The sequence below is a fragment of the Aquabacterium sp. genome (assembly GCF_041909175.1).
Lineage (GTDB): Bacteria > Pseudomonadota > Gammaproteobacteria > Burkholderiales > Burkholderiaceae_C > Aquabacterium.
Genome location: NZ_JAYRDZ010000002.1, coordinates 389153 through 410555 on the forward strand (window position 1 = coordinate 389153; position 21403 = coordinate 410555).

A 21403-nucleotide genomic window follows, 5' to 3' on the forward strand; every position below is an offset into this window, starting at 1 on the left:
GGTGCTGGACTTCCATTCCGCACCCATACGAGTACGGAATGACGGACGCTGGATGGCCGAAAATCCGAGCAATCTAGAAGTCTAGCAGCCTGCCTCAAACACGGCCGAGCGAACGCAAGTCGATGCCTGCAGTGCTGAGCACAAGGCACTCGAAGCAGGACAGCCTATGCCCAGGCCAAACCCTGGCAGATGGCTTGAACACCATGCACCGGAAACGGCAACCCCTTGCTGCCAAACGATTTTCAGCCCATTGCCCGTGTAGTTGAGCGGGACATACCCTAGCTGACCGATCTTCCTTGCACGTGCCGGGTGGGCGGTCAACTTGCACGGTTGGGCATGCGCACAGGCACACCCATTAACCCTGTAATCAAACTGGTCTTGTGCCGATTTTTCAAGTGATGCCCCACCCCACACGCGCGCCCTTGCTCGACGTTCGATGGACGACTCTGCACACATGGAAACCCCTTGCTACAATATATTTGCACAAATGTAATAAGAGGTGAGCAATCAGCACCCAAACGAACGAGAAAGGAACCACACCATGCTCAAGTTCAAAGAACACGTCGTTGAGAGCGCCATTTTTGACATGGATGGCACCATGTTCGACACAGAGCGACTGCGGTTCCAGACCTTGTCGCAGGCGGCTCAGGAATTGGCCGGGCATCCGTTTGCCGAAGAGGTGCTTATCGGGTCGCTGGGGCTGAGTGCCCGCAAAGCTGAAGAACTGGCTAAACAGCATCACGGTGAAGACTTCCCATACGCTGCCATTCGTCAGCGAGCCGATGAGCTGGAGTTGCTGCACGTCCGCAGTCACGGTGTACCGATCAAGCCTGGCCTGCTGCCCGTTCTGGAGCGCCTGCGTCGATCCGGGCTCAAAATGGCAGTGGCCACCTCCAGTCGCCGGGCCATTGCCGAGGAATACCTGATCAACGCCAACGTCTTCAAGTATTTTGATTTGCTGGTGTGCGGAGACGAGGTCACCCAGGGCAAACCACACCCGGAGATCTTTCTTAAAGCAGCCGCGGCACTGAACAGCCCCCCAGCACACTGCCTGATGTTCGAGGACTCGGAAAACGGGCTGCGTTCGGCTACCGATGCGGGCGGGCTGACCATTCTGGTGGAAGACATCAAGCCACCGACTTGGGACATGGCCTCCCGCGCATTTCGCAGGTACCCGCACATGCGTGCATTCCTGCTTGATCTGGCTGCGTGCACGCCCAAATTGCCCATGCCCGCCCCCACTGAGCCCTTTCCCCAAGCGGTCAATCAGTTGAAGGCAGGGATCCACGGATTTGGCGCCATGGGTGGTGGCTATCTGGCCCAGGTACTGTCACATTGGGATGGCTATACCCGCCCCCACCAGATCATCGCTTCCACGGGCAATGCCTTGTTGAGAGAAGCCATCAACATGTTTGGCAAGTACAGCGTGCGCTTTGGCAGCCTGGCTTTCGACCAGACCATCGAACGCATGAACATGGTGGACCCGGCTGATGAAGCCGCCATGATCAGCCTTTATCGAGACACCGAGATCGTCGCGCTGTGCCTGCCCGAGCAGGCCATACCCCAAGCCGCACCCGTCATGGCCAGGGGGCTGATTGCACGCTATCGGGATCGGGGGCAGAGCTTGCCTGTGCTCGTTGTCCTCAACAAGATTGGTGGCGCGCAGTTTGTCAGGCAGCATGTCGAGCAGGCCTTGAATCAGCAGGTGTCTCGCCGCGAGGCCAACCGCATACTGGACCTGACCGAGTTGACGGAAACGGTGGTGACACGCATCGTGTCCAGACTGTCGGAAGAGGCCTTGCTGCGTCAACTGCGGATCAAGCACGACCTGTACGCCAAGCACGTGGCACTGGCGCGCGAGACGCCATTGGATACACAGGCACTCATCAACGCGGTCAGCGCCGAGCACGCTGACATGCTCGAGCCGATAGCCAGCTCCCTGCGGCTCGCCTCCGAACCCGCCAGCGCCATGGCCCACTTGCACATGGTGCTGTTCAACAGCGAGACCGACATGGCCCTGTATGCCCAACAAGGCAGCGAGCTGCTCGAGCACCTCCGTCAGATCGACACCGTGGCCGACATTGAAGAGGTTCAAACCTTGAAAAACCGGCTGTGGAACGGTCCCCACGCCGTCATCGCCTGGTATGGCGCCTTGCTGGGACACGGCACCATCGGTCACGCCATGGGAGATGCACGTGTTCAACGGCTCGCCGAGCTGATGCTCGCACACGAACTGCAACCGGCCTTGTCAGCACGTTACCCGGCCCAGCAGCAGCGCATTCCCGCTCTCGCCCAGACCTTCCTGCAACGTTGCAGCCACGCTTTCAAGGACCCCTGCGAACGCGTGGGCCGGGACCCTTTGCGCAAACTGCAGCGTGAAGAGCGCATCATTGGCAGCTTGGCCATGGTGCAGGCGCAAGGCAAGTCAGCTCCGGCCACCGCGCTGGGTGCCGCCTTGGGTATCTGGTATGCCCTGCATCACCCCGCGGCGCAAGACGACGAAGAGTGTGCGTTCATCCGAACCCGCTACGGCGAACGCCAGGACCTGAAAGACGTGCTCACTTGGCAAGGGGCTGATCCGCAGCACCCTCGTGACGCCTTGACATGGCCTCGCGACCAGCGTCTTGTGACCGATGTGCAAGCCGCGTTCGATCGCATCCAGACCAAAGGCCTGGACGACATCGACACACTACTGGGAGCCAACTCACCCCAGCCCCTCACTGCCCTGACTTGACCACCTCGAAGCGCATGATGGCCTGGTCGGACTTGGTGCGCACCTTGAACCAGGCCTGTAACCTCTGACGCTCTGCCATGGGCACCAGATGCGGCACTGCAGCGTCAAGTTGCACGACGCGCTGCTTCTGCCCGTCCGCTGTCAGAACCAGCCCTTCGCTGATCGTCACACGACTGACAGCCGGGTACTGCGCACGCAACTCCGCGGCCACATCGTCGGCCTTGTCAAACAGCGCTGACTGTGCACCCAATTGCTTGCGCAACGTCGCGATTTCTTCATCCTTCTGGCGCATGGCTTCCTGTGTACTGGCATACAGGTCCAGCAACAGGCTCGACTTCAGCGATGCCACATCCGGAAAGTTGTCGCGGCTCTGTCTCACCACGATCTTGGCCCCGTCCAGATTCGACATCGACAAACGGCCTTCGATGTTTTGCAGCGTGGTTTGACTCAAGGGCGTGCCAATCAGCGCGACCTCGATGGTGCGCGTTCCTGGCGTGATGTTGAGCGTCGCCACCTGGGTGTCCTTGAGCGCGAACTGTTGCGCCACAAAGTGCCGCGCATTGGCCTTGAAAACCTCGTCCTTGACAAGTTTGACAGCCAGATAGGAACTGGGCACCGTCGTCGCCGCGATCAACAGAAAGATGGACAACTTGACACGGCGCTCGACGGCGGCATCGGCAAAGCCATGCTGACGCAGTCCCAGCACACGGATCCCCGCCGCCGTCGCAAGTCCAATGAAAACGCAGTTGATCGCATAGAGAAACAAGGCACCGCCAAAAAAGGCCCATTGCCCCGTCGCGAGACCATAGCCTGCCGTGCAGACGGGGGGCATCAAAGCGGTGGCAATGGCCACCCCCGGGATCACATTGGAACGCTCGCGCCGCGTCACCCCCACGATGCCCGCGAGGCCACCAAACAGCGCGATGAGCACATCCCAGACCGTTGGTGTGGTCCGCGCCAGCAACTCGGACTGCGCCTCCTGCAAGGGAGAAATCAGGAAGTAAAGCGCAGAGACCACCAAGCTGATCACGGTGGCAATGGCCAGATTCAGCAAGGAGCGCTTGACCAGATCAAAGTCATAGACCGCCACGCCCAGACCGGCCCCCATGATCGGCCCCATCAGCGGCGAGATCAGCATCGCACCGATGATGACCGCGGTCGAGTTCACATTGAGCCCGATCGAAGCCACAAAAATGGCAAACATCAGAATCCAAGGCGTTGCTCCCTCCAGCGCCACACCCTCCCGGATGCGGGACTCGATTTCGTCATCATTGGCCTTGTCCTTGAGCAGGCTGAACCGCTCGCTGAGACGGCGGCGCAACTGGGCACGCAGGGAAGGAGAAGTGGACTGTTGCATCAGGCACCTGTGATGGCGGTTCGATCTGGAAGGGATGGGACAATCACGCCTTCAAGGATGTTACCTCCCGCACCTGCGCATGAGATCTTCGATCCACATCGTCGATGTAGACCGCTGCGACACCTGGACACGCTATCGCCCCGGCTTGTGTGACTCGTGCATGGCCAACTGCTGCACCATGCCGGTCGAGGTCAAGCTGGCGGATCTGGTTCGCCTGACCTTGGTGGATCCATTCGAAGCCCAGCACGAAGAACCCCGCCAGATTGCCAAGCGCCTGACCAAGGCCGGTATCGTCGAGCGCTACAACACCAAAGCCGAAGTGTTTACCTTGAAGCGTCGCGCAGATGGCGACTGCCAGTATCTTGATGCGCGCACGCGGCGATGCACGGTCTATGAGTTGCGCCCCGCCACTTGCCGCAAACATCCCCAAGTAGGGCCGAGGCCCAACTACTGCCCATACGGCTCCCGCGAGCACCAAAGCTGAGCCTGAACTCAAGGCGACAAGGCCGCTCCCAACGCTGAGACCGTCGCGTCGATCTGCGCCTGAGCCACAGCGTCGAACCACGCCTCGTTGGTCTGCAACTCCAGCTTTTTCTCATTCACAACCACGCCACGCCCTACACCATTCATGGACGCAAGCATCGTGAAAGCGGTGAACGCTATGTTCGCGGCCTTCCTGCCCGTCGAAGTGACATCCACGATACGGCCTGGGGCCTGCTCAGACACGAGGTGACTCTTGAGGGACACACGTGCCGCATCGGCGCCAGGTTGCATCACCCAAAGACGGTTGATCCATGAAGGCATCACCAGGCTGTCTCTGGCGGTGGTCGATGCACTCAAGGAAAATGCGCCGCCAGATGCTTTGACCTGGGCGGGAGCCAGCACCACACGCGCCATTACCAGCGTGGCGCCTGCGGCTTTCGCCAAAGCAGCGGAGGCCACTTCGAAATCATGTTTGCGAAAGCCACTTCCGATTTGATTGCCCAAGGACACATAGTTGTCCTCGACCTTGGCGCCAAATAGCCCTCCAATGGTCCGCCCCAGGAAGTTCTTTTCATCCATATTGAACAAGGGCAACCCCTTGGCACTGAAGATCATGCCTTTGCCGGCGGAGGCGTCGAAAGCCAGTGGGCTGGCGTCAGCCAACCTGGCCCACTGCGCATATTCCGGCAAGGCTCGCAACTGCGCGTCTGACATCACGTTGAATCCACGTCTCTGCAACGTGGCGAGCACTTTGTCATGAACGGCATCGGCCAATTGCTGCAACGCTTCCTGGGGCAATCCGACCACCTTGATCGAGGTGTTCACCGAAGCCATGTTGCGATCACGAAATGCCCCGCCTGAGGTCACCCCGGCCGACGACTCCATCAACACATACAGAGATACCCCCGCCAAGGCTACTTTGCGAATGCCTTTGAGGCCTTCTGCATTCTCGATATCCAGTGCGTCACTTCCCAGATCAACTGCGGCAACTACGGGCGGGGGCCCCAGATCGACCGGCACCACGGGCTCTGCAGCCTCTTGAGCCCACGTCCACCCACATCCACTTGCCATCATCGCGACCACCACGCACTTGCACCAGGACAGTCTCCAACTCTGCATTGCCTCACTCCCATTCGGTTACACCACTGCGGCACCCGATCTTCATGGGCCAAAGCCGTGCGCCATGTCACATGGACATGTGATGACAGTTACCCCCACAGTCATTGCAAATACGAATCGTTCGCATTAGACTGCAGGCCAGACTGTTTGATTGGAGCCTTGCCATGTCGATTCCGACCGATACCCGCCCAGCCTCATCCTCTTGTGAGGCCCGCGTGCTGGCTCAAAGTGAACTGGGGCACATCCTGGCCTGTCCCGAGTGTCAACAGGTCCATCTTCAGTTGCACTTCCTGACTTTGCGGCTCGATGCCGAAGCATTCCGAGCCCTGCTCGGCATGATGGGTCACGCCCAGTCACAGATCGATGCCGACCCGGACGTGCTCGCCCCGAGGGAACACGACACGAGCCGTCCGGCAACCGCCCAGATTCACTGACGCACGACGCACAGGAGGCCTGTCCATCATGTGTGACCACTCGACACCAACAACGACTCCAGCCAGCACCAGCTCTTCGCGCCGGCGGCGGCTGTGGGAACTGGCAGGCAACTGCCACTGTCCCATCCTGGGTGTCTGCGTGCCCCTGCCCATGTTGCGCAAACTGGTTGGCAAGGTGGTGAAAGGCCAGGTACTGGCCGACGATTACGAACTGCACTGCGGCGTGATCGCCGAGTGTCGTCAGCGTGGCAAGGTGGCCGAGTTGCTGCAAAAAGAGCTGGAACAGCGTTACGCCTTGTCCATCCGGCAGGCTGGCACATTGAAGTGCACAGATGAGTTGCGTCAGTGGTGGCAGACCCGCACCACTGCCGGCACGGACATCCCGGGCACGCTGTGGGCCACCTTGTCGCACAGCCGCTGTGATGCCGTGCTGGAAGAAAAGGTACTGAGAGACATCCACATGATTCAACACCAGGCCGGCGCCGCCGAACGGGTCGACATGACCCACCATCGGGAACTCGTGCGCGAACATGCCGTCCTGGTTCGCGAATTGGCCACCATCCAGGAGCGGATCACGCGGCTGGTCGCCGACAAGGCCGCCCAGCAAGAAGCCCTGGCGGCCGACACCATGCGTTTGCGCTCTGCCCTGATTGGCAAGGACACACTGATCGCTTCGCTCGAGTCGGAATTGCAGTCACTGCGTGAATCGGTGCCCGACCTCAAACCCCGGCAATCACTGCAGAGCCAACTCGACAACCAGCTTGAGCGCAATGCCCAGTTGCAACGCCAACTCCTGGCCGCCGAGCAGCAAAACCGCATCCTGGCAGACCGTGTCGCGCAACTGACCGAGCAAACCGAGACCAGCATGGACACGGATACGTCCCTGAACCGGCATCCGACCATCATCCCGTTGCATCCGGTCTTGCCTGCAGAGCGTCTCAAGGACAAGGCCATCCTGTGTGTGGGTGGCAGAGCGGGCAGCATCCCTGTCTACAGAAGGCTGATCGAGGAGACTGGTGCCCAATTTCTGCACCACGATGGCGGAGACGAGGACAGCAGCGCCTTGCTGGACGCCAACCTTGCAGCAGCCGATCTGGTCATCTGCCAGACAGGCTGTGTCAGCCACAACGCGTACTGGCGGGTCAAGGACCACTGCAAACGCACCGGCAAGCAGTGCGTGTTCGTAGACAAGCCCAGTGCCAGCAGCCTGGCCCGGCGACTGACCCACGCGATTCCGGAATAACAAAGACCACCACACACCCATTGCCAGCCAAGCCAGCCTCCCAGGCTGGCTTATTTTGCTCCAACGTCAGGGCAAAAAAATGGGGTGCCCTGTTTCCAGGTGCACCCCGAGCGTGTTTGCGAAAGACGTTCGCGACCCAGCGATGGCTTCTCCGCCCCCACGGATCCACCAAGCCCCCATTTCTCTTTGCCAAAAATGGCTGGCATCGCGAACGTGTTTATATCTTAATGAGAATCACTTCGATTTGCAAGCACTTAAATTCAGCAGGGGTAAAGGTCCGTTGCACAGAGTGTCTGGACACCCCCCGACTGGTAAACTCGTCGACCCACTGACCGGGATTGACACCGCCTTGGCCTGCCGCTGTGTCGCCCTCGCATCCACACACATGAGTCAACGCGAAGACCGTTCCGAATTGCCCCGGCGACTGCTGCGGTGCGTCTATCCGCACTGGAAGATCTTCGCATTCGGCATCCTGGCGATGATCGTCAACGCCAGCACCGAAACCGCCATTCCAGCGCTGCTCAAGGCGCTGCTGGATGGCAGCTTCGTCCAGAAAGACCCCAGCACCCTGCACGCGATGCCGCTGCTGCTCATTGCGCTGTTTTTCGTGCGTGGCATTTCCGATTACGTGCACACCACCGCGCTGAGCATCGTCGCCAACAAAGTGGTGATGGACTTGCGTGTGCGCATGTTCGACAAGCTGCTGACCCTGCCGACCAGCCAGTTTGACTCGACCACCGCGGCCGCGATCATCTCCAAGTTCACCTACAACACCCAGCAACTCAGCCCCATTGTCACCGTCACGCTCATCACCATCGTGAAGGACACCCTCACCGTGATCGGGTTGCTGGGTTACATGCTGTGGATGAACTGGCGCCTGGCACTTGCCTTCTTCACGGTGCTGCCCCTGATCGCCTGGATCATCCGTGCCGTCAGCCGCCGCCTGCGCCAACTCAGCCGTAATCAGCAAAACACCATGGGTACCCTGTCCCATGTGCTTGACGAGGCCATTGGCGGTCATCGGGAAATACGCATCTTCGGCAGCGAGGCCTATGAGGCCAAGCGCTTCCACGACGTGACCAACTCGATCCGCCAGTTCACCATGAAGGTGGTCAACACATCCGCTGCCAATGGGCCCATCGTCCAGTTGATCGCAGCGACCGCACTGGCCATCATCATCTACTACGCGACCCTGCAATCCAGCATGAACCAGCTGAGTGTCGGCGGCTTCGTGTCGTTCTTCAGCGCCATGGCCTTGCTGCTGTCACCGCTCAAGCGCCTGTCCAACGTCAATGAGACCCTGCAGCGTGGCTTGGCGGCAGCCACCAGTGTGTTCGAATTTCTGGACACACCTTCTGAAACCGACGAGGGCCAGCAGACCATGGGCCGCTCGCACGGCCACCTGCAGTTCGAACATGTCGGGTTCAAGTACCCCAACGCGGAACGCGCTGCGCTGAACGACATCAACCTGGACATCCAGCCCGGTGAAACCGTGGCCCTGGTCGGGGCATCCGGCAGCGGCAAATCCACCATGATGTCGCTCATCCCTCGCTTCTATCAGGTAGACGCCGGCCGCATCCTGATCGACGGCATCGACACCCGTGAACTGAAGCTGGCCAATCTGCGCGCCAACATCGGCCTGGTCACCCAAAGTGTCGTGCTGTTCAATGACACCATTGCAGCCAACATTGCCTACGGCTGTCAGAACACCGTGACGGAAACCCAGTTGCGTGAAGCTGCGCGTGCCGCCAATGCGCTCGAATTCATCGAAGCCCTGCCGGAAGGGTTCAACACCCAGATCGGCGAAAACGGCGCCCGGCTGTCTGGCGGCCAGCGCCAGCGCATCTCGATCGCTCGCGCCCTGCTCAAGAACGCCCCGATCCTGCTGCTCGACGAAGCCACCTCGGCGCTGGACACCGAATCCGAACGCGCCGTGCAAGCGGCGCTCGACAACCTCTGCAAGGGCCGCACGACCATCATCATCGCGCACCGGCTGTCCACCATCATCAACGCCGACCGCATTGTCGTGATGGAGCAAGGCCGCATCGCCGAGATCGGCAGCCATGCGGCGTTGCTGGCTCAAGGCGGCATCTACGCCAAGCTCTACCACCTGCAGTTCAATGCCGAGAAATCGGCCGCTCACGCGTCGTGACCCCCCCGCCTCCACCTCGCTCTCCCGCACCCCAACGCATTCTGCTGATCCGGCTGTCTGCGCTGGGTGATGTCGTCATGGCATCCGGCCTTATTCAGGCCATCAAACACACCTACCCTGATGCCGAACTCAGTTGGCTGACCGAAGCCCCGGCAGCGCCCCTCATCAAACACAATCCCCGCCTGAAGCAGGTATTGATCTGGCCGAGACCACTGTGGCGCCAACTGTGGCAGGAACGCCAGTGGCGCAAGCTGTGGCAAGCCGTCATGGCCTTCCGAAACGAGTTGCGCACGAACAAATTTGACCTGGTACTGGATGCCCAGGGCTTGCTCAAGAGCGGGGTTTGCGCCTGGTTCACAGGCGCACCGGAACGCATCAGCCTCATGGCGCGTGAAGGCAGCCGCCTGCTGGTTCACACCCGTCTCGTGCCACCGCCCGGCGCAGACCGCCGCATCAGCTCGGAATACCGCTATTTGGCTCGCCACCTGGGCGCCCGTGATGAAGACTTTCAGCTTGATCTGGCCATTGGTGAGGCCCAGGCAGCCAAGGTCGAGCAGTTGATGCAACAGTGGGGGCACCCCAGCAAGCTGGTCCTGCTCTGCCCTTTCACGACACGCCCGCAAAAGCACTGGTTCGAAGACCGCTGGGCCGAGCTGGCACAGCAACTGCAAAGCCAGGGCTGTTTCCCCGTCATCGTGGGCGGCCCGGCCGACAAGGAGGCTGCGGCCCGCATCCAGGCCGGATGCCCTGGCCTGGTCAGTGTGGCGGGCGACTTGCGGCTGGATGACAGCGTGGCCCTGGTGGCCCGCGGACAACTGCTCATCGGCGTCGACACCGGCCTGACCCACATGGGTACGGCCCTGAAGGTACCGACCCTCGCCCTGTTCGGCTCCACCTGCCCTTATGCCGATGCCGCCACCCCGCATACCCGTATCCTCTACGACAAGCTGGACTGCTCCCCCTGCCGACGTCACCCCACGTGTGACGGTCGCTTTGACTGCATGCGGCAACTCACAGTCGAGCGGGTGCTGGCTGAAGCGCAGCCCTTGCTGCACGCCAGGGCCTGAGGCCCCGGCTCAGCGCCCCAGCAGGCGTCGGTACACCGCACGGTTGCCAGCCGCCATCTGCGGCGCGGTGAAATCGCTCTCGATATAGGCCGGCCCCGCGGCGCCCAGGCGTTGCCGCAGGTCGGCGTCTTCCAGTAGTCGGGACAAGGCCTGAGCCAGCGCCTGCACATCGCCCACCGGCACAAGCAGGCCCGTCACCTTGTCGCTGATGGCCTCGGGAATCCCACCGACGCGGCTCCCCACCGACGGCACGCTCGCCGCTGCGGCCTGCAGGCACACATTGGCCAGCCCCTCCGTATAGGCTGGGTGCGCCAGGATGTCCAGCGCGCCCATCCAGCTGGCCAGATCGTCTCGGAAGCCCGCAAAGCGCACGCGATCTGTCAGCCCACGGGCAGCCGCTTCGGCCGGCAAGGTATCCGACAAAGGACCCCGACCGAACACGATCAGTTGCACAGTCGGGTGCCGGTCCTGCATCAGGCGCAGTGCATCAAACAGCAGCACGTGGCCTTTGCGTGGAATCAGCTGTGCCGCGATGCCCAGAATGGGCGCATCCGGGTTCAGACCGAACTCCTGTGCCAACTCTGCCTTGCTGCGCGGTTGCTGAAACAAGGCCGGGTTGATCGCGCTGTGCACCACCGTGATCTTGTCCGCGGCCACCCCATTGCTCACCAGCACATCCTTGACCCCCTGGGCCACGGCAATCACGTGCTGGTACAGCGGATATTTGAGGCGCACAGCCAGGCGCCCCTCGGCGTTGTCGACACGACGCGAGAGCACTGCCGGCACCCCGGCCAGCTTGGCCCCCAGGCCGCCCCAGATATCGGCACCGCGGCGGCTGTGCACATGTACCAGGTCTGGCTTGACCGCCTTGAGCCAGCTCGCAAACCGGAACGCAAAGCCGACATCGGCATCGCCCGACATCGGTAACTCGACCACATTCGCGCCTTGCTCGCGACCGCGCAGGGCCATCTCGCTGCCTTGAGCGCACACCAGGGTGCACTGCACCCCGAGCGGCGGCAGGTATTCCTGCAGATACAGCACCTGGCGTGACCCGCCGTAGACGTGCATGCCGGTTTCGAGGTGGACAATGTGCGGGTTCATGAACAAGCGAACAACAAGAAACGTCGGATTATGAAGCCTCGCCACCCGCGTGTCGCCCTCTACTTCATCGCCTCGCCGCTGCAATACCTGGCAGCCCGGTTGATCGCCAAACAGCACGAACAAGGCGCCCGGCAGGTATTGGTCTGGTATCAGCCTGGTGTGAAGTCCCTCATTCAAGCTGAAGAGTGGGATGCCAGCGCCTACATGCCCTGGCCCCGCTGGGCCCCACTGCCTGGCCCATTCGGACGACACCGCCGGTTGCGCAGCAACATCCGCGACATCGCCGAGCTGGTCGGCCCTTGCGATGAGCTCCACATCCACAGCGCCGTCTTCGACACCGAAGCCATCAACTACTTCCTGCGTGCCCTGACGCGTGCGGTGGGTGCCAGGGTGATGAAAGCCCGCATCCTGCCCGACGGACTCATCAGCATCCGACGCTACCCGCTCAGCGCTATCAAGCGCGCATTGCAAACTCTGCGCAAGCTGCGCCGCCTGGCGGCTCCCGAACTGGACTACTGGTGCTTCTCTGGCGACCGCATCGGCTCGGACGCACCGTTTTGCGACCGCATCTACGTGCTACCCGGCCTGCCCCATGAGTACCCGGTCGACAAGGTGGTCACCCTGCCGCCGCTGGTCGAGCCAGCTGCCGCGTCGGATGGCGCGGTGCCACGCCGCGCCCTGGTCATTGGCCAACCCATGGTCGGTGCGGGCCTGATGGCTGAAGCAGATCGCGACATCGTCACCCGTGACATGCACGACTGGCTGATGCAGCAAGGCTTCGAGACCATCCACTACAAGGGCCACCCCAAAGACCCGAACAAGGAACTCTGCACCGCCGACTACGAGGTGCTCGAGATCGATCAGCCCATCGAGTTGTGGATGAGCCGCCAGCCTTATGCCGCCGTCGTCGGCACCCGCTCTACGGCACTGCTGTTCGCCGCCCAGCTTTACCAGGGCCAGGCCCAGGTCGCCGCGTTCGGCTGGGACCGCACCCGCTTCAAATCAGACAAGGAAAAGCGCGACATGGAGCGCGCCTTTGACAAGGCGGGGGTCAGGCTGATGCACCTGACAACAGGTGCGCCACACAGTCCTTGAGGTCCTTGAAACCGGCATCGGCGCCATGCAGGTCACCTGTGGACTCGTCGTTGTCCGACTGGACGATGAACGCACGCGCCAAACCGGCCGCACGCGCCGCCTCGATGTCCGACGGCTTGTCCCCCACCATGAAGGCATCTGACGCCGACAAACCCAGCTCGGACAAGGCCCGGGTGATCAGGCCGGGTGCCGGCTTGCGGCAATCACAGTCATGCGCCAGGTCAGGCACCGCGCCCTTGGGGTGGTGAGGACAGTGGTAGACCCCTGCCAGTTCCACACCGGCCTCATGCAGGGCCTGCCGCATCTGCCCCGTGAGTTGCTGGTACTCAGCCTCGGTGTACATGCCACGCGCAATACCTGACTGGTTGGTCACCACCACCAGAGCGTACCCCGCGTCATACAAGGCCTTCATGGCCTCCACCGCGCCGGGCACAAACTCGAACTCGTCCCACTGGTGCACATAGGCACGGTCCAGGTTGATCACGCCATCGCGGTCGAGAAAGGCCACCTTACGGCGCGCCTCACCCGCACGGATCTTCTTCACCAGGGCGGTGGTTGAATACCCATCTACAAATGGAATGGCCACCGACTGGCCACCCCAGCTGCGCACCACGCGTGTCTCTTCGAGCGACGCCATGTCGTAGTCGCCGCCCTTGACATAGACGTCAGGGCGCACTGCCTTGATCAGCTCGACCGGTGTGCGTTCATCGAAAAAAGTGACCAGCGACACCGAGGCCAGTCCGGCCAGTACCAGTGCCCGGTCCACATCGTGGTTGAGCGGCCGGTCTGGCCCCTTGCCCAGCATGCGCGCAGAGGCATCCGAATTGACAGCCACCACCAGCGAGCCACCCAGTTGGCGCGCCTCGTGCAGGTAGCTCACATGCCCACGGTGCAACACATCGAAGACACCGTTGGTGAACACCAGTGGACGTGGCAGCGCGGCCAGTCGTTCGGCCAATTCGGAACGCGGGCACACCTTGTCAGCGGGATGAAGCTGCGACGTCACGCAAACAACTCCTCGTAAGTGACCGTGGCGGTGCCGAACTTGCCCACCACGATGCCGCCCGCGCGGTTGGCATGCTGCATGGCCTCGCTCATCGGCACACCCGCAGCCATGCAGGCCGCGAAGGTGGCAATGACGGTGTCACCCGCACCCGTCACGTCATAGACCTCACGCGCCTGCGCCGGAGCATCGGTCACCTGCCCTGCCTCAAACAGGCTCATGCCCTCTTCCGAGCGCGTCAGCAGCAAGGCCTGCAACTGCAGGCGCTCGCGCAAGGCCTGCGCCTTGTCACGCAATTCAGCCTCGGTACGCCAGGTGCCCACCACCTGCGCCAGTTCGGCGCGATTGGGGGTGATCACCGTCGCGCCGGCATAGCGCTCGTAATCACTGCCCTTGGGGTCGACCAGCACTGGCTTGCCCGCAGCACGTGCCAACTCGATCATGCGCTGAATATGGGTCAGCCCACCCTTGCCGTAGTCAGAGAACAGCACCACATCGTGCTGAGGCAACTCGCGCTCGAAGTCGGCCGACATCTGCATGAGCACCTCGTGGTCGGGCTCGCGCTCGAAATCCACCCGCAACAGTTGCTGGGACCGGCCGATCACGCGCAATTTCACGATGGTCTGCAACTGCGGGTCTTCGCCCAGCACCGCGTGGATACCGGCCTCAGACACCAACCGGCGCAGGCTGCGGGCGGCATCGTCCTGGCCGACCATGCTGATCAATGTCGCCTGGCACCCCAGACGACTGACATTCAGCGCCACATTGGCAGCGCCGCCCATCCGGTCCTGCTCACTCTGTACACGCACTACCGGCACGGGGGCTTCGGGCGAAATACGGTCCACCGCCCCCATCCAGTAGCGGTCCAGCATCACGTCTCCCACCACCAGCACTCGGCGGGCTTCAAACATCGACCGCGCAGGCATCATCAGATTGGCATCCATTCTCTATAGAACAAAGCGGTACGAGCGCTGTCAGGCCAAGCCGAGCTCGTGCTCAATCAAACCGCACAGCGTGTGTCCGATCAGGATATGCGCCTCCTGAATCCGTGCCGTCACCTGACTGGGGACCACGATGGCGACATCGCACATCGGCGCCAGCACGCCACCATCCCGGCCGAGCAAGCCCACGACCTTCACCCCCAACTGGCGAGCCTCTTCCACGGCACGCACCACATTCTTCGAGTGCCCCGATGTGGAGATGGCCACCAGCACATCGCCGGCACGCCCCAAACCGGCCACCTGTCGGGCAAACACCTCGTCAAAGGCATAGTCGTTGCCGATGCAGGTCAGCGCCGAAGAGTCGGTTGTCAGCGCGATGGCTGCCAAAGCGCGACGATCCTTGATGAAACGCCCCGTCAATTCGGAAGCCAGATGCTGACAATCGGCTGCGGAGCCGCCATTGCCGCAGAACATCAACTTGCCCCCAGCCGACAGGGCTTGTGACGCAAGCTGCCCTGCAGCGGCCACGGGCTCTGACACCACCGACAGCGATGCCATCAGAGCCATGTGCTCCGAAAGATTGGTTAAAAACAAAGACGCCATCATTCCTGGCTGGGCAGCCGAGTCATCCACAGCCCTGCATTGTCACCGATCACCATCGATTTACCTCGCGTCAAACCACGCCTGTTCAGGCTGACTGGCTGTGAAATTTCCGACGCCGGTTCCAAAGCGACCACCTGTCAAGCAGTGACAGCGATTTTGTCGTCTTGACCTTGTGGACCTGCAAGCGCTTCAACAGCGCGTTCGGCACCAAAACGTGCTCTTGCACAGCCAGCCTGGCACATGCCTCAACCGGGATGCTCTGCTTCTGGCAATACCAGCCAAACAACTTCTCCAGCTTGTGTGCGCGCTGAGCAATGTAGCCAGCGCTGTACTTTTTCCCCAAGAACCCGTTATTGCCATGAACGCGGTATCCCACACCCACCCCCGGCATGTAAACCTTGGAAGCACCCAAAAGGCTGGCGCCAAAAACCAGCACATCATCAGCGCGCGTCACCCACTCACGCTCATGAGGATAGGGCAAGATGTCCTTGAGCAAACGCCCCCTCACAGCAATGGCCGATGTCGGACTACCGATCCAGGCCCCAAAACGACGTGCCATGGCAGAACTACACGGAATGACAAAATCAGTCCGGTCACACAAAACAGCAGAGATAAGCGGCTGAGCCTTTCCGTCCTGAAACTGAACCGCCTCGCCAAAATAGAAATCAGCCTGGTGCTTGTCAACCCGCCTCAACAAAGAAGCCAGGTAATCAGCCGGATAGACATCATCGGCATCCAGAAATGTAACGATGTCATCTTCCTCGACGAGCTGAACGCAAGCATTAAAGCAAGACAACTGCCCACCGTTCGACTTGAACAAAGCCACCCAGCCCGACAATCTATTGCAGTACGACTCGATGATCCCCCTTGACTGATCACTCGAGCCATCGTCAACCACAACCACCAGATCAAACTGCGTCGATTGCAACTCAATGCTGCTCAAGCACGCAGGCAAAAACTGCGCATAGTTGAAGCTATTGACAAGGCAAACACGCCGCATGGTCACTCCGTTATGTCTTTGCGGGTATCTTGTTGATGCCATTGATCCTTCATCGAGTAGCGGTAGAGGCGCTTCTTGACAGATCGGCTGATGCGCCCACACCAACTGGATTGATATTTCCTCAAACCGTGCCGTTTGACCTCCGTAATGGTCGACGTCACCCCCTCAGCATGGTGAATCGGAGCGGGGTTCACCATGACCATGCGAACACCCCTGGTCCAGCAGCGGTCCACCACAGTGTCGATGGGTATACGGACCACTTCAGCCTGGCTAACCAGCTTGGCGGCGCCTTCGCTGGTCAGCACATATCCAGCCAGACCACTAGGGTTCTTCATCGGGATAATCAACTGACGCCCACCCGCCAAGTTGGACAAAGGCGCCCCAACCTGCTTTTCCAGGGCTGACAGCCTCAAGACATCAAAGCGATCTGTATACCGTGATGCATCACGTACCACATCCAAAGCGTCCGAATCGATCCGGGCGTCATCTTCCAGGATCAGCGCCAGTGGAATCTGTTCATCACGGATCTTCTTCCACAAGGAAAGATGGCTCAGATAACAACCAACTTCCCCGCGGAACAATCCATGGGCACCACCTCGTTGCATGTACACAGACTCGTCCAGTGCCCGCCCATCAATGGCCGGCCAGATCTCGTAATCAGCCCCCAGATCACGCAACTGCCTGTCCATGTCTGTGCGCCGATCAACCGACCTTTCCAGATTGATCACAAATATTCTCAAACCGATCCCCTTTTATTTTCTTAACCACGCCATCCTCAGACGTTTGACATCGACAGGCAGCGTCCAGTGCCCGTGCAGCCAATAGCGAACCCGATACTTGAAAAACACATACCCGAAAGAAAACAGCACATGCATTTTGGGTCGACCGTGAAACTTCACGATCAGCGCCTGTGCCGCACACTGCCTGGCCGCGACAAAGTCATGCAACCCGAGCCTCATCAACCGCTTGAAGCTATCTACATGCTCAGAGGGGAACAATGCGACCGCAGCCCCCCTGGCACGGGTTGAACCGTATATGTAGTCTTGATCCCCCGCAATCTGCATCGGGTATTTGATGCCGGCCAGATAGTCGTCGTAGACGTATTTCATATCACGGGGCCGGATACGCATGACTGACGAGTTGTACCCGTCATAGAACCAGTCCTGAACCACGACCAGCCCCTGCGAGCACCCCGACGCGAAATCGACAAGTGGAGTCAGATTGCGCTGAATGACAAGGCTCAAGTCAAGATAGATGAGCTCCTCGCAGTCAGCATAGACCGGGTTGAAAAGCCCGATCTTGTAGTCGGTCGGGTGAGTTCCGTCCTGCTGAAACTCAAGCCAACTTGAACAGTCCATCTGCCGGATACGCTCATCCACCTCACGCCGCCGGTCTGTGTAACATCGCAACTGGAAGGGCCGCTTGTAGTGTTTGGACAACATACGGTACATCGCGTTGATGTACTGATCGGCCAAACCATAAAGCGGGCCGGTTGCGACGCACGCAAAGACGGTCTCCGACTCAACACGCAAGCGATTTCTCCTTCGACTCAGACAATGGCGCACACGGTATCACCGTTCAAGGGCCTTCCCAGGTCCAAGATGTCTACAAATGTCACCCCCATGCTTCAGGGGTGCAAGCATGTTGCCCATATGTCGATGATAGGAGGATGGATCTTGTCCACCCAGCCCGCAGCCGCCCCATGACCCAGACACATCGCGTGGCCGTCATCTGCGCACACAACCCCAAAAACAGTGGCATGTACTGTGTGGACAGCAGCGCACAGGCCTATTTCAACAGCAGAGGCATCCCTCACGATCTGATCGTCACACAAGGGCGCGCTCATATTGGCGGGCTGCAATACCGTCGACTGTCGACCCCGGCAGACTTCGCCCCCTATCAATCGGTCGTGTACTGGGGAGATTTCCTGACCAACCCCTTGTGGGGACAGCGAGACTACCTGACCCGTCGATCAACGCACGGGAGCCCCTCCACAGTGGAGGAGTGGCTGACACTCTATCTTCGACTCAAGCAGTTCAACCCACACCAGCGCATCATTGTGGCGGGTGGTTGTGCCCTCGGGGGCAACGCGCACTGCAATTCCCCCGTCATCCGCGAGGCATATCAACAGTTTCTGCTCGATGCAGATGCACTGATCCTGCGCGACCCTGGTTCTGTGGAAGAGGTCAAAAGCATTCAGCCACATGCCACCCCTCGGCTAGGGTTCGATTGCGCTGCCTTGCTGGGCACTCCTGAGCGCCATCGAAAAAGCCCCATTCGTTATTTTGTGTATGCCTTTCAGCGCACGCTAAGCCCCAACGATGCAGAACGCGTCGTCCGGGAAACAGAACTGCTGACAGGTATGAAGGGCATCGAAGTTGGATGGCTTCGCAACCGTTGGCCCCGAAAATTCTTCCATATCCGGCTTGCCGCGCAACTGGCCCTGATTGCCAGAGCACAGTTTTGCATCACCGATATTTACCACCTGAATATCTGCGCCATGGGACGTGGCACCCCTGCCATCTGCATCGCCGACCCGCTTGGCCCTGTCACGTCCACCTTGAACGAGTCCAAGAAGCACCTTCTCTATAACATGCTGCGGCTTCCCCAGCACCTCATCATCTGGAACAGTGACTGGGACAAGTCTCTGAGCGCGGCCATTGATGCGCTTCAGCTCGACGCCCCCTCCCCCCCAGCATGGGCTCGTAGCTTCCTATCCCAAAAACAATGCCTGCTGCACCAGCTGGATCAGATCTTCGTCACCCCGGCCCGCTCGGGCTGACCCTTGGCGATGTAGAACAGCCGCCGCAACTTGCCGACAAACAGCAGTACCGGAACCCATCGATGCCACATCGGGCGAGGCCCGGCGAACCTGGCAGACAGGATGGACCGCCATTCGGACTCCTGAGCAGGAGTCCGCAGCTTGATCCGGGTGATGTAGCGGCCCAGGTACCGGTCATCGCCCCCCAGACTGCGAGGCACCGGGTGCCCCTGCGTCACGAAGTTGGCCATCGTCCGCAGACACTTCTCACACTTGAGGCAATTTCCGCCGCTGACGCTGTCTTGCCAGCACACGCGCAAGTGGTCACACCCCTGCGCCCACCCGGCCACTGCCGCCGCCTTCTCCGAGCGGGAAAACTCCGCCCCGTCGTGGATCACGCGCAACGAAGAGCTCGACAGCAGGTGGTCACAAAGTGGCGACATCCCCCAGGGAATTGCGAGATCGTCATACGGCTCACAGCTGGCGACCAGCATGGTCCTGGCATGGGCTTTGAAAAAGTGAAAGCAGGCTACCAATGAGGTGCCATGCAAATGGTCCCACTTCACCGGCATCACCTCACGCAGATTGGTTCGCAGCGTTTTGAGTTCAGCCCCGATGCTGGCCAGTGTCTTCCGCGCTGATGCCATCGACGCGTCAACGTGCCCGGTCCGATCGTGGCGGATATCAAACCCACTGAGCATCACAAAGAACCCGATATCCCGGCTTCGCCAGCCAACTTGTCGACGGTGATGGCGCCAGGCCAAAAATGTGGCATCGAGCCCACCTGAAAACGCAGCCATGGCCGTCCCGGTACCCAGCACATCCGCCCCCATGTCGCCGGGAGCGGCATCATCAACCGTTGTGGCCTCGATATCGACCGAGCGATACAGGCGTGGCGCCACACGCGACCAGAAAGCCATGTATTCACCCAGGTTCTGCAACAGATACCTTGATACACGGCCCTGAACCCTTATCGAGCGTTGCTCCTGCATGGCAAGCATCAAGCTTGCAATCAAAAACGGCTCGGCATCATCCGGCGCCAGCGCCCCCGCATCTGTCACGGGGGCGTCGAACCAAAGCTCGTCTGCTGACTCCTGAGCCTGATGCTCATCTGTGCGAACCAGCTTGCACGCCCAGCGGGTCCGCCCCTCAAGGACACGAGCCGCCTGTGGCTCCAATATCAGAAACCCCATTTCCACCCAACCTTCTGCTCTGTCTTAAGCATAACAGCACAGGCGGCGATGCAAAAAATGCATTCACACTTCGTAAGGAGATGGCTCCGGAAAATAGTCGGCCAAGAACTTGATCATTTCCTGCAAATTGGCAGGCATGGTCAACTCGGTCTGATTGATGCAAAACAACAGCGGCCGCATATCCATGACCCGGCCCAACTGCACCTCGCACCCATCCTGCAGGCTCACGTATTTACTCGACCTCATATTCAGCGTGCGATAAATATAATCCTTCCATCGCGCACGATCCCCGAAAGATTTGAGATACGTCTTCTTCGCACGCCCAACAGCCAGCATATGCCGCATGAAGCATTGAGGCGCCAATACCGTACCGGGCGACCTCACCGGTGACGCCGCAGCCGCATCAAAGTACTCTCGATAGAGCACATCGGTCAGTTGCCGCAAATCAGCTGTGACAAACGGCACGACCTGATGCCGTATTTCGTAGTTGGGTGCTGAGCCCGCCACGGATTTGACGGCCTGCTGGGTAGACCGCAGCCCATCATGATGCAACCAGCCTGGGGCCTGGCTTGACACATTGAAAAGCGCCCGTCGCGAGGGCAAGCGGGTTGTTGTAAATACCCTGGGAGCCCCCCTGAAGAAGAAATCATTTTCCGAAGAGGACCGCCCCAGAAACATGTCATCATTGAAATATACGAACCGTTCCGCCAGACCCTCTATGTTCACCAGCCGAGCCTCAATGGCACGGCTACTGAAGGTTGGCAACACATCCGACGGATAAAATATATCCCGATGCGCGACAAGGTTGATCTTTGGGTGTTCAACATTCAACCACCCCGGCCTTTGCCCATTTGTAACAATGTGAATTCTATTAACCCATGGCGCAAACTTATGAATCGACCTGAGCGAATACAGCAACTCACCATTATTGGCAAACCTAGCCGGATGCGCCCCGGCTTCACAGACCAATTCGGGGTGCTCATGCGCAGCCGCTTGCTTCTGCCACTTCCACTCCGGATCAGAGCTGTCGACCCATGTGTAAACAATATCAACCTTCATTCGCCGGATGCTAATGCGTTGTTTGTAAAAAAATGCTGTGATTAGGCAATTTTCAGAA

19 protein-coding genes and 1 pseudogene are annotated in these 21403 nt (G+C 60.1%); 8 read left to right on the plus strand and 12 right to left on the minus strand.

Annotated features, from left to right (window positions below; genetic code table 11):
* Positions 1-541 precede the first annotated feature (541 nt).
* Complete coding sequence (gene mtlD, locus ACE3PH_RS04340) at positions 542-2734, plus strand: bifunctional mannitol-1-phosphate dehydrogenase/phosphatase (protein ID WP_374316766.1); 2193 nt, start codon at positions 542-544, stop codon at positions 2732-2734.
* Here mtlD and ACE3PH_RS04345 read toward each other — a convergent pair.
* Positions 2718-4091 carry a TIGR00341 family protein gene (locus tag ACE3PH_RS04345; protein WP_374316767.1) on the minus strand — a complete coding sequence of 458 codons (1374 nt, stop codon included), beginning with the start codon at positions 4089-4091 and terminating at the stop codon, positions 2718-2720. The two genes, mtlD and ACE3PH_RS04345, sit on opposite strands and share 17 nt — an antisense overlap.
* Positions 4092-4170: 79 nt before the next feature.
* On the opposite strand from ACE3PH_RS04345, the gene ACE3PH_RS04350 reads away from it, so the two are divergent.
* Positions 4171-4575 carry a YkgJ family cysteine cluster protein gene (locus tag ACE3PH_RS04350; protein ID WP_374316768.1) on the plus strand — a complete coding sequence of 135 codons (405 nt, stop codon included), beginning with the start codon at positions 4171-4173 and terminating at the stop codon, positions 4573-4575.
* 8 nt (positions 4576-4583) lie between these two features.
* Here the strand turns inward: ACE3PH_RS04350 and ACE3PH_RS04355 are convergent, their stop codons facing one another.
* Positions 4584-5693: a hypothetical protein gene (locus ACE3PH_RS04355; protein ID WP_374316769.1), complete on the minus strand. Its 1110-nt coding sequence runs from the start codon at positions 5691-5693 to the stop codon at positions 4584-4586.
* A 164-nt stretch (positions 5694-5857) separates the two neighbouring features.
* Here ACE3PH_RS04355 and ACE3PH_RS04360 point away from each other — a divergent pair, with 164 nt between their 5' ends.
* From ACE3PH_RS04360 to ACE3PH_RS04375, 4 genes are all read left to right on the plus strand, one after another.
* Entirely contained in the window at positions 5858-6127 is a 270-nt protein-coding gene (locus ACE3PH_RS04360; protein WP_374316770.1) for a hypothetical protein, read from the plus strand.
* Between the two features lie 28 nt (positions 6128-6155).
* Positions 6156-7370: a DUF2325 domain-containing protein gene (locus ACE3PH_RS04365; RefSeq protein WP_374316771.1), complete on the plus strand. Its 1215-nt coding sequence runs from the start codon at positions 6156-6158 to the stop codon at positions 7368-7370.
* Positions 7371-7755: 385 nt separating this feature from the next.
* Positions 7756-9522, plus strand: a complete 1767-nt coding sequence (gene msbA, locus ACE3PH_RS04370; RefSeq protein WP_374316772.1) for a lipid A export permease/ATP-binding protein MsbA — start codon at positions 7756-7758, stop codon at positions 9520-9522.
* A 77-nt stretch (positions 9523-9599) separates the two neighbouring features.
* Positions 9600-10589: a glycosyltransferase family 9 protein gene (locus tag ACE3PH_RS04375; RefSeq protein ID WP_374316773.1), complete on the plus strand. Its 990-nt coding sequence runs from the start codon at positions 9600-9602 to the stop codon at positions 10587-10589.
* Positions 10590-10598: 9 nt separating this feature from the next.
* Here the strand turns inward: ACE3PH_RS04375 and ACE3PH_RS04380 are convergent, their stop codons facing one another.
* Positions 10599-11690 carry a glycosyltransferase gene (locus ACE3PH_RS04380; RefSeq protein WP_374316774.1) on the minus strand — a complete coding sequence of 364 codons (1092 nt, stop codon included), beginning with the start codon at positions 11688-11690 and terminating at the stop codon, positions 10599-10601.
* Between the two features lie 30 nt (positions 11691-11720).
* On the opposite strand from ACE3PH_RS04380, the gene ACE3PH_RS04385 reads away from it, so the two are divergent.
* The gene (locus ACE3PH_RS04385) at positions 11721-12785 is read left to right on the plus strand and encodes a polysialyltransferase family glycosyltransferase (protein WP_374316775.1); all 1065 of its coding nucleotides are present in this window, start codon (positions 11721-11723) and stop codon (positions 12783-12785) included.
* On the opposite strand, the gene gmhB is transcribed toward ACE3PH_RS04385, so the two are convergent.
* From gmhB to ACE3PH_RS04420, 7 genes and pseudogenes are all read right to left on the minus strand, one after another.
* Positions 12742-13329: a D-glycero-beta-D-manno-heptose 1,7-bisphosphate 7-phosphatase gene (gene gmhB / locus ACE3PH_RS04390; RefSeq protein ID WP_374316896.1), complete on the minus strand. Its 588-nt coding sequence runs from the start codon at positions 13327-13329 to the stop codon at positions 12742-12744. The two genes, ACE3PH_RS04385 and gmhB, sit on opposite strands and share 44 nt — an antisense overlap.
* Positions 13312-13791 (minus strand): annotated as a pseudogene (rfaE2, locus tag ACE3PH_RS04395) (D-glycero-beta-D-manno-heptose 1-phosphate adenylyltransferase); the annotation flags it as partial. The gene gmhB and the pseudogene rfaE2, both read right to left, overlap by 18 nt.
* The gene (gene rfaE1, locus ACE3PH_RS04400; RefSeq protein ID WP_374316776.1) at positions 13788-14732 is read right to left on the minus strand and encodes a D-glycero-beta-D-manno-heptose-7-phosphate kinase; all 945 of its coding nucleotides are present in this window, start codon (positions 14730-14732) and stop codon (positions 13788-13790) included. The pseudogene rfaE2 and the gene rfaE1, both read right to left, overlap by 4 nt.
* 30 nt (positions 14733-14762) lie before the next feature.
* A complete protein-coding gene (locus tag ACE3PH_RS04405) occupies positions 14763-15332 on the minus strand; it encodes an SIS domain-containing protein (protein ID WP_374316897.1) in 570 nt (189 codons plus the stop codon).
* A gap of 85 nt (positions 15333-15417) precedes the next feature.
* On the minus strand, positions 15418-16332 hold the full coding sequence (locus ACE3PH_RS04410; protein ID WP_374316777.1) for a glycosyltransferase family 2 protein: 915 nt from the start codon (positions 16330-16332) through the stop codon (positions 15418-15420).
* 2 nt (positions 16333-16334) lie between these two features.
* Positions 16335-17060, minus strand: coding sequence for a glycosyltransferase family 25 protein (locus tag ACE3PH_RS04415; RefSeq protein ID WP_374316778.1), 726 nt, complete (start codon positions 17058-17060; stop codon positions 16335-16337).
* A 24-nt stretch (positions 17061-17084) separates the two neighbouring features.
* Positions 17085-17864, minus strand: a complete 780-nt coding sequence (locus ACE3PH_RS04420) for a hypothetical protein (RefSeq protein ID WP_374316779.1) — start codon at positions 17862-17864, stop codon at positions 17085-17087.
* 236 nt (positions 17865-18100) lie between these two features.
* Between ACE3PH_RS04420 and ACE3PH_RS04425 the strand changes: the two genes are divergently transcribed.
* The gene (locus tag ACE3PH_RS04425) at positions 18101-19114 is read left to right on the plus strand and encodes a polysaccharide pyruvyl transferase family protein (RefSeq protein ID WP_374316780.1); all 1014 of its coding nucleotides are present in this window, start codon (positions 18101-18103) and stop codon (positions 19112-19114) included.
* Here ACE3PH_RS04425 and ACE3PH_RS04430 read toward each other — a convergent pair.
* A complete protein-coding gene (locus ACE3PH_RS04430) occupies positions 19081-20286 on the minus strand; it encodes a hypothetical protein (RefSeq protein ID WP_374316781.1) in 1206 nt (401 codons plus the stop codon). The two genes, ACE3PH_RS04425 and ACE3PH_RS04430, sit on opposite strands and share 34 nt — an antisense overlap.
* A 63-nt stretch (positions 20287-20349) precedes the next feature.
* Positions 20350-21345 (minus strand): stealth family protein, encoded by a 996-nt coding sequence (locus tag ACE3PH_RS04435; RefSeq protein ID WP_374316782.1) that lies wholly within the window; start codon positions 21343-21345, stop codon positions 20350-20352.
* Positions 21346-21403 lie beyond the last annotated feature (58 nt).